The organism is Streptomyces sp. NPDC090083, assembly GCF_044747445.1.
Taxonomy (GTDB): Bacteria; Actinomycetota; Actinomycetes; order Streptomycetales; family Streptomycetaceae; genus Streptomyces.
Window position 1 is genome coordinate 139,766 of record NZ_JBIVED010000015.1, and the last position, 5,161, is coordinate 144,926.

The window sequence follows — 5,161 nt, forward strand, 5'->3', positions numbered from 1 at the left end:
CGGGAAGCCTACCGCCCGGCATCGAACGGCAGCGCCCCTCGGACGACCGCATCGAAACCGCTCCGTTACGTCCCGGGCGGCCCGAAAGGGCGTCACCTACCCGAGATTCACTTAGAGTAGCCTTGCCTAAGTTCGGCGGTTTCCGGAGGGTGGCTGGTGGGAGCAGGGGAACTGTCGGGACGGGACGTCCTGACGCGCTCGGTCAAGGGACAGCTGCGGCGCGTCGCGCTCGGCTCGGCGCTCGGAAGCGTGCACCAACTGGGGGAAGCCCTGGTGCCGGTGCTCATCGGTGTCCTGATCGACCAGGCCGTCGACGGGCAGAACGCCGGCCGGCTGGCGCTCTGGCTCGGCGTCCTGGCCGTCATGTACGTGACGCTGTCGTGGAGTTTCCGGCTCGGCGCCAAGGCCGGTGAACGCGGCGCCGAAGAGGCCGCGCACACCCTCCGGTTGGCGATCGTGGACCGGGTGCTGGACGCCCGTGGCGGCGCCGAGGAGGGCCGGCTGCCCGGGGAACTCGCCAACGTCGCCACCGAGGACGCCAAGCGGGTCGGCGCGGTCAACATGGCGCTGATGAGCGGCATGTGGGCGATGGCCGGTGTCACCGTGGCCGCCGTCGCGCTGCTGCTGACGTCCGTGACACTCGGGCTGATCGTGCTGCTGGGCACGCCCGTGCTGCTGTGGCTGGGGCATCTGCTGAGCAAGCCGCTGGAGCGCCGCAGCGAGGCCGAGCAGGACAAGGCCGCCCACGCCTCGGGCGTGGCCGCCGACCTGGTGGCCGGGCTGCGGGTACTCAAGGGGCTCGGCGCGCAGGACGCCGCCGTCGAGCGGTATCGCCGCACGAGCCGTATCTCCCTTGCCGCGACGCTGCGTTCGGCGCGTGCCGAGTCCTGGCAGACAGGGCTCGTGCTCGCACTCACCGGCGGGTTCATCGCGCTGATCGCCCTCGTGGGCGGGCGGCTCGCCCTCGACGGATCCCTCACCTTGGGGCAGTTGGTGTCGGCGGTGGGCCTCGCGCTCTTCCTGCTGGGGCCGTTGGAGACGTTCGCCTGGGTCAACGCGGAGCTGGCGCAGGGCCGCGCCTCGGCCGCGCGGGTCGCGGAGGTACTGGCCACCGGGCACGCGGTGGTGGACGGCGACGACCCGGTCGCCGAGCCCGTGCGCGGGGAACTGCGGCTGCGCGGGGTGCGCCTCGGCGGCCTCGACGGCCTCGATCTCGACCTGCCCGCCGGGCGGTTGACGGGTATCGCGGTGACGGACCCGGCCGGTGCCGAGGCCCTGCTGCGGTGCCTCGGGCGGGAGACGGACCCGGAGTCGGGTTCGGTCGAGCTGGACGGTGTTCCGCTGACTCGCCTCGATCCGGCGGGACTTCGGGCGGCCGTGCTGGTCGCCACCCATGACGCGGCGCTGTTCGAGGGCTCGTTGGCGGCGAACGTGACACCGGACGAGGACTCCGGGAGCGCTGCGGCGGACGGCGGGTCCGGTCTGCGGACCGAGCGCGCCATGGCCGCCGCCCGCGCCGACGAGGTCGCCGACTCCCTGCCGCACGGCACCGCGACCGGCGTCGGCGAGGGCGGCCGGTCGCTGTCGGGCGGGCAGCGTCAACGCGTGCTGCTGGCACGGGCGTTGCGCGCGGAACCGCCCGTCCTGGTCGTGCACGATCCGACCACCGCCGTCGACACGGTGACCGAGGCCCGGATCGCGAGCGGCCTGCGTGAGTTCCGGGAGGGGCGCACCACGATCGTGGTGACCAACAGCCCGGCCCTGCTCGCCGTCACCGACCACGTGATCCTGCTCGACGCCGGCCGCGTCGGGGCCGAGGGCACCCACGCGGACCTCGTACGAACCGACGCGACCTACCGGACGGCGGTACTGGCATGACGACGGGAGCCCAGGCAACAGCGGGCGAAGAGGCAGCGGCCGGGCACGCGGACCCGGACCGCGCCCTCCTGCCCACCGCCACCCCCGCCCGCACCCGCGCCGCGGTCCGTGAACTCCTGCGCCCGCAGCGGGGGCTGGCCGTCGCCGGGTTCGGTCTGATGGTGGTCGCCACGGCCGTCGGACTGCTCACCCAGCCGCTGCTGGGCCACATCGTCGACGTCGTGACCGAGCACCGCTCCCCCGACGCGCTCACCTACCCGGTGGTCGCGCTCGCCGGGGTGGCGGTGGTGCAGGGCGTGACCACCGCGCTCGGGATGTCGCTGATATCCCGGCTCGGCGAGACCGCGCTCGCCCGGCTGCGTGAACTGTTCGTCGAGCGGGCCCTGTCGCTGCCGCTGGACCGGGTGGAGAAGGCCGGTTCCGGTGACCTCAACTCCCGCGTCACACGGGACGTTTCACGAGTCGCCGACGCCGTGCGCGGGGCGCTGCCCGAGCTGGCGCGGTCCGCGCTGTCGATCGTGCTGACGCTCGGCGCGCTCGCCCTGCTGGACTGGCGGTTCCTGCTGGCCGCGCTGATCGCGGTGCCGGTGCAGGCGCACACCGCGCGCTGGTACGTCCGCAACGCGGTTCCCCTGTACGCCAAGGAGCGCATCGCCACCGGCAGCCAGCAGCAGCAGTTGCTGGACACGATCGGCGGGGCGCGGACCGTACGGGCGTACCGGCTCCAGCGGGATCACAGCCGACGCGTCACCGAGCGCTCGCGGTCCGCCGTCGAACTGACCATGCGGGGCGTGCAGTTGATGCTGCGCTTCTACAGCCGGCTGCACATCGCCGAGTACCTGGGGCTGTCCGCCGTGCTGGTCACCGGCTTCCTGCTGGTGCGCGACGGTTCCGCGTCCGTCGGTACGGCCACCGCCGCCGCGCTCTACTTCCACAGCCTCTTCGGCCCGGTCAACACCGCGCTGGTGCTGCTCGACGACGCCCAGTCGGCAACGGCCGGACTGGCCCGGCTCGTCGGGGTCGTGGACGAGCCCGCGACCGTGGCCGCCGCGGGCGCGGACGACCGTACGACGGCGGGCGGTCCGCCGTCCGTGACGCTGACCGGTGTCTCCCACGCGTATGTGCAGGGCCGCCCGGTGCTGCACGACGTCGGCCTGGAGATCCGGCCCAAGGAGCGGGTGGCGCTGGTCGGTACGACCGGTGCGGGCAAGACGACGCTGGCCAAACTGGTCGCGGGGCTGCACAGCCCGCAGTCGGGCCGCATCGACGTCGGCGGCGCGGAGCCGGACGAGGCCGGTCGGCTGGTCGGACTCGTCACCCAGGAGGTGCACGTCTTCGCCGGGCCGCTCGCGGACGACCTGCGGCTGGCCCGTCCGGGCGCGGACGTCGAGGAACTCCGGGAGGCGCTCGGCACGGTGGGCGCGCTCGGCTGGGTCGAGGCGTTGCCGGAGGGCCTCGACACGGTCGTCGGCGACGGCGGTCACCGGCTCACCGCCGACCGTGCGCAGCAACTCGCCCTTGCCAGACTCCTGTTGGCCGACCCTCCGGTCGTCGTCCTCGACGAGGCGACCGCGGAGGCGGGCAGTTCGGGGGCGCGGCAGCTCGACGAGGCCGCCGAGCAGGCGCTGCGCGGCCGGACCGCGCTGGTCGTGGCGCACCGGCTCAGCCAGGCCGCCTCCGCCGACCGGGTGGTCGTGCTGAGCGCCGGCCGGGTCGTGGAGAACGGCACGCACGACGAACTCCTCACCGCCCAGGGGCAGTACGCCGCCCTGTGGCAGGCCTGGTCCGGCAGCCGCCCGACCGAGGCCGCCCCCGACGCCCACTAGCCCCCCGCCGATGACTGTCACCCCCCGCCGAACCCATCGCGACGAACAGAAGGATCATCCGATGCCCCGCGCCACCAGAGCCGCCCGGCTGTCCGGCCTGCTCGCCTCCGTACTCCTGCTGGCCGTCACGGCGGTCGGCTGTGGTTCCTCCGACTCCGGTTCCTCGTCGTCGAGTTCAGACACCTCGGGGTCGAACTCGAAGGCCTCCGCGGACGCCTTCCCGGTGACGATCGCCCACAAGTTCGGCAGCACGACGATCAAGTCCGAGCCCAAGCGCATCGTCACGGTCGGTCTCACCGACCAGGACGCGGTCCTCGCCCTGGGCACGGTGCCCGTCGGCACGACCGAGTGGCTCGGCGGCTACAAGGGCGCGATCGGCCCCTGGGCCACGGACAAGCTGGGGAGTTCACCGGCGCCGACCGTCCTCAAGGACACCGGCACCGGCCCGCAGGTGGAGAAGATCGCCGCGCTGAAGCCCGACCTGATCCTGGCGGTCTACTCGGGTCTGACGAAGGCCCAGTACCAGAGCCTGTCGCAGTTCGCGCCGGTCGTCGCCCAGCCGAAGGCCTACAACGACTACGGCGTGCCGTGGCAGCAGCAGACCGAGGAGATCGGCAAGGCGATGGGCAAGTCCGCCGAGGCCAAGACCCTGGTGTCGGGCGTCGAGGCCAAGTTCGCCGCGGCCAAGAAGGCCAACCCCGCGTTCGCCGGGGCGACGGCCGTGATGGCGACCCCGTACGAGGGCGTGTTCGTCTACGGCAGCCAGGACCCGCGGTCGCGCCTCCTGTCGGACCTGGGCTTCTCGCTGCCGAAGGACCTCGACAAGGTCATCGGTGACACGTTCGGCGCGAACATCAGCAAGGAGCGCTACGACCTGCTCGACCAGAAGGTCGCGGTGTGGATCGTGCCGGACACCACCACGGCCGTCACCAAGCTGCACAGCGACAAGATCTACGGCGACCTGAACGTGGTGAAGCAGGGCCGCGAGGTCTTCATCAAGGAGTCCAGCGACTACGGCAACGCGGTGTCCCTGTCGACGGTGTTGAGCATCCCCTACGTCCTGGACCACATGGTGCCGCAGCTCGCGGCGGCAGTGGACGGCAAGACGTCGACGAAGGTGGAGCAGCCGGCTTCCTGACGTCGGGCGGCACGAAAGGGGGGCGGGTCCGAGGACATCTCGGACCCGCCCCCCCTTTCGTGTGCTCAGGCCCCGTCGACCAGGCTCTTCGGCCTCATGTCCGTCCAGTTGGCCTCGATGTGGTCGAGGCACTCCTGCCGTGCGGCCGGTCCATGGACGACGGTCCAGCCCGCCGGTACGTCCACGAAGTCGGGCCACAGGCTGTGCTGGCCCTCGTCGTTGACGAGAACGGAGTAGACGCCGTCGGGGTTCTCGAAGGGGTTGCTCATGTCGGGGATTCCTTGCCTCTCTGCTGCGGACGGGGGTAAGTCGGTCTGGG

General features: G+C 72.4%; 4 protein-coding genes. 3 read left to right on the forward strand and 1 reads right to left on the reverse strand.

Going from position 1 to position 5,161, the window contains the following annotated elements; all coding sequences use genetic code 11:
• The first annotated feature begins 156 nt into the window (after positions 1–156).
• The 3 genes from ACIPTO_RS37950 to ACIPTO_RS37960 all read left to right on the forward strand — a co-directional run bounded on the left by ACIPTO_RS37950 (position 157) and on the right by ACIPTO_RS37960 (position 4,842).
• Positions 157–1,878, forward strand: coding sequence for an ABC transporter ATP-binding protein (locus ACIPTO_RS37950; RefSeq protein ID WP_401199665.1), 1,722 nt, complete (start codon positions 157–159; stop codon positions 1,876–1,878).
• Positions 1,875–3,704, forward strand: coding sequence for an ABC transporter ATP-binding protein (locus ACIPTO_RS37955; RefSeq protein WP_401199667.1), 1,830 nt, complete (start codon positions 1,875–1,877; stop codon positions 3,702–3,704). Before ACIPTO_RS37950 ends, ACIPTO_RS37955 begins: the two co-directional genes overlap by 4 nt.
• A gap of 61 nt (positions 3,705–3,765) precedes the next feature.
• Positions 3,766–4,842: an iron-siderophore ABC transporter substrate-binding protein gene (locus ACIPTO_RS37960; RefSeq protein ID WP_366321988.1), complete on the forward strand. Its 1,077-nt coding sequence runs from the start codon at positions 3,766–3,768 to the stop codon at positions 4,840–4,842.
• Between the two features lie 65 nt (positions 4,843–4,907).
• On the opposite strand, the gene ACIPTO_RS37965 is transcribed toward ACIPTO_RS37960, so the two are convergent.
• On the reverse strand, positions 4,908–5,111 hold the full coding sequence (locus tag ACIPTO_RS37965) for an MbtH family protein (protein WP_401199669.1): 204 nt from the start codon (positions 5,109–5,111) through the stop codon (positions 4,908–4,910).
• Between the last annotated feature and the right edge of the window lie 50 nt (positions 5,112–5,161).

Bases quoted from the DNA above. Each gene is read 5' to 3' on its own strand.
- ACIPTO_RS37955 (WP_401199667.1), top strand. From the start codon at position 1,875: ATGACGACGGGAGCCCAGGCAACAGCGGGCGAAGAGGCAGCGGCCGGG.
- ACIPTO_RS37960 (WP_366321988.1), top strand. From the start codon at position 3,766: ATGCCCCGCGCCACCAGAGCCGCCCGGCTGTCCGGCCTGCTCGCCTCC.
- ACIPTO_RS37965 (WP_401199669.1), bottom strand. From the start codon at position 5,111: ATGAGCAACCCCTTCGAGAACCCCGACGGCGTCTACTCCGTTCTCGTC.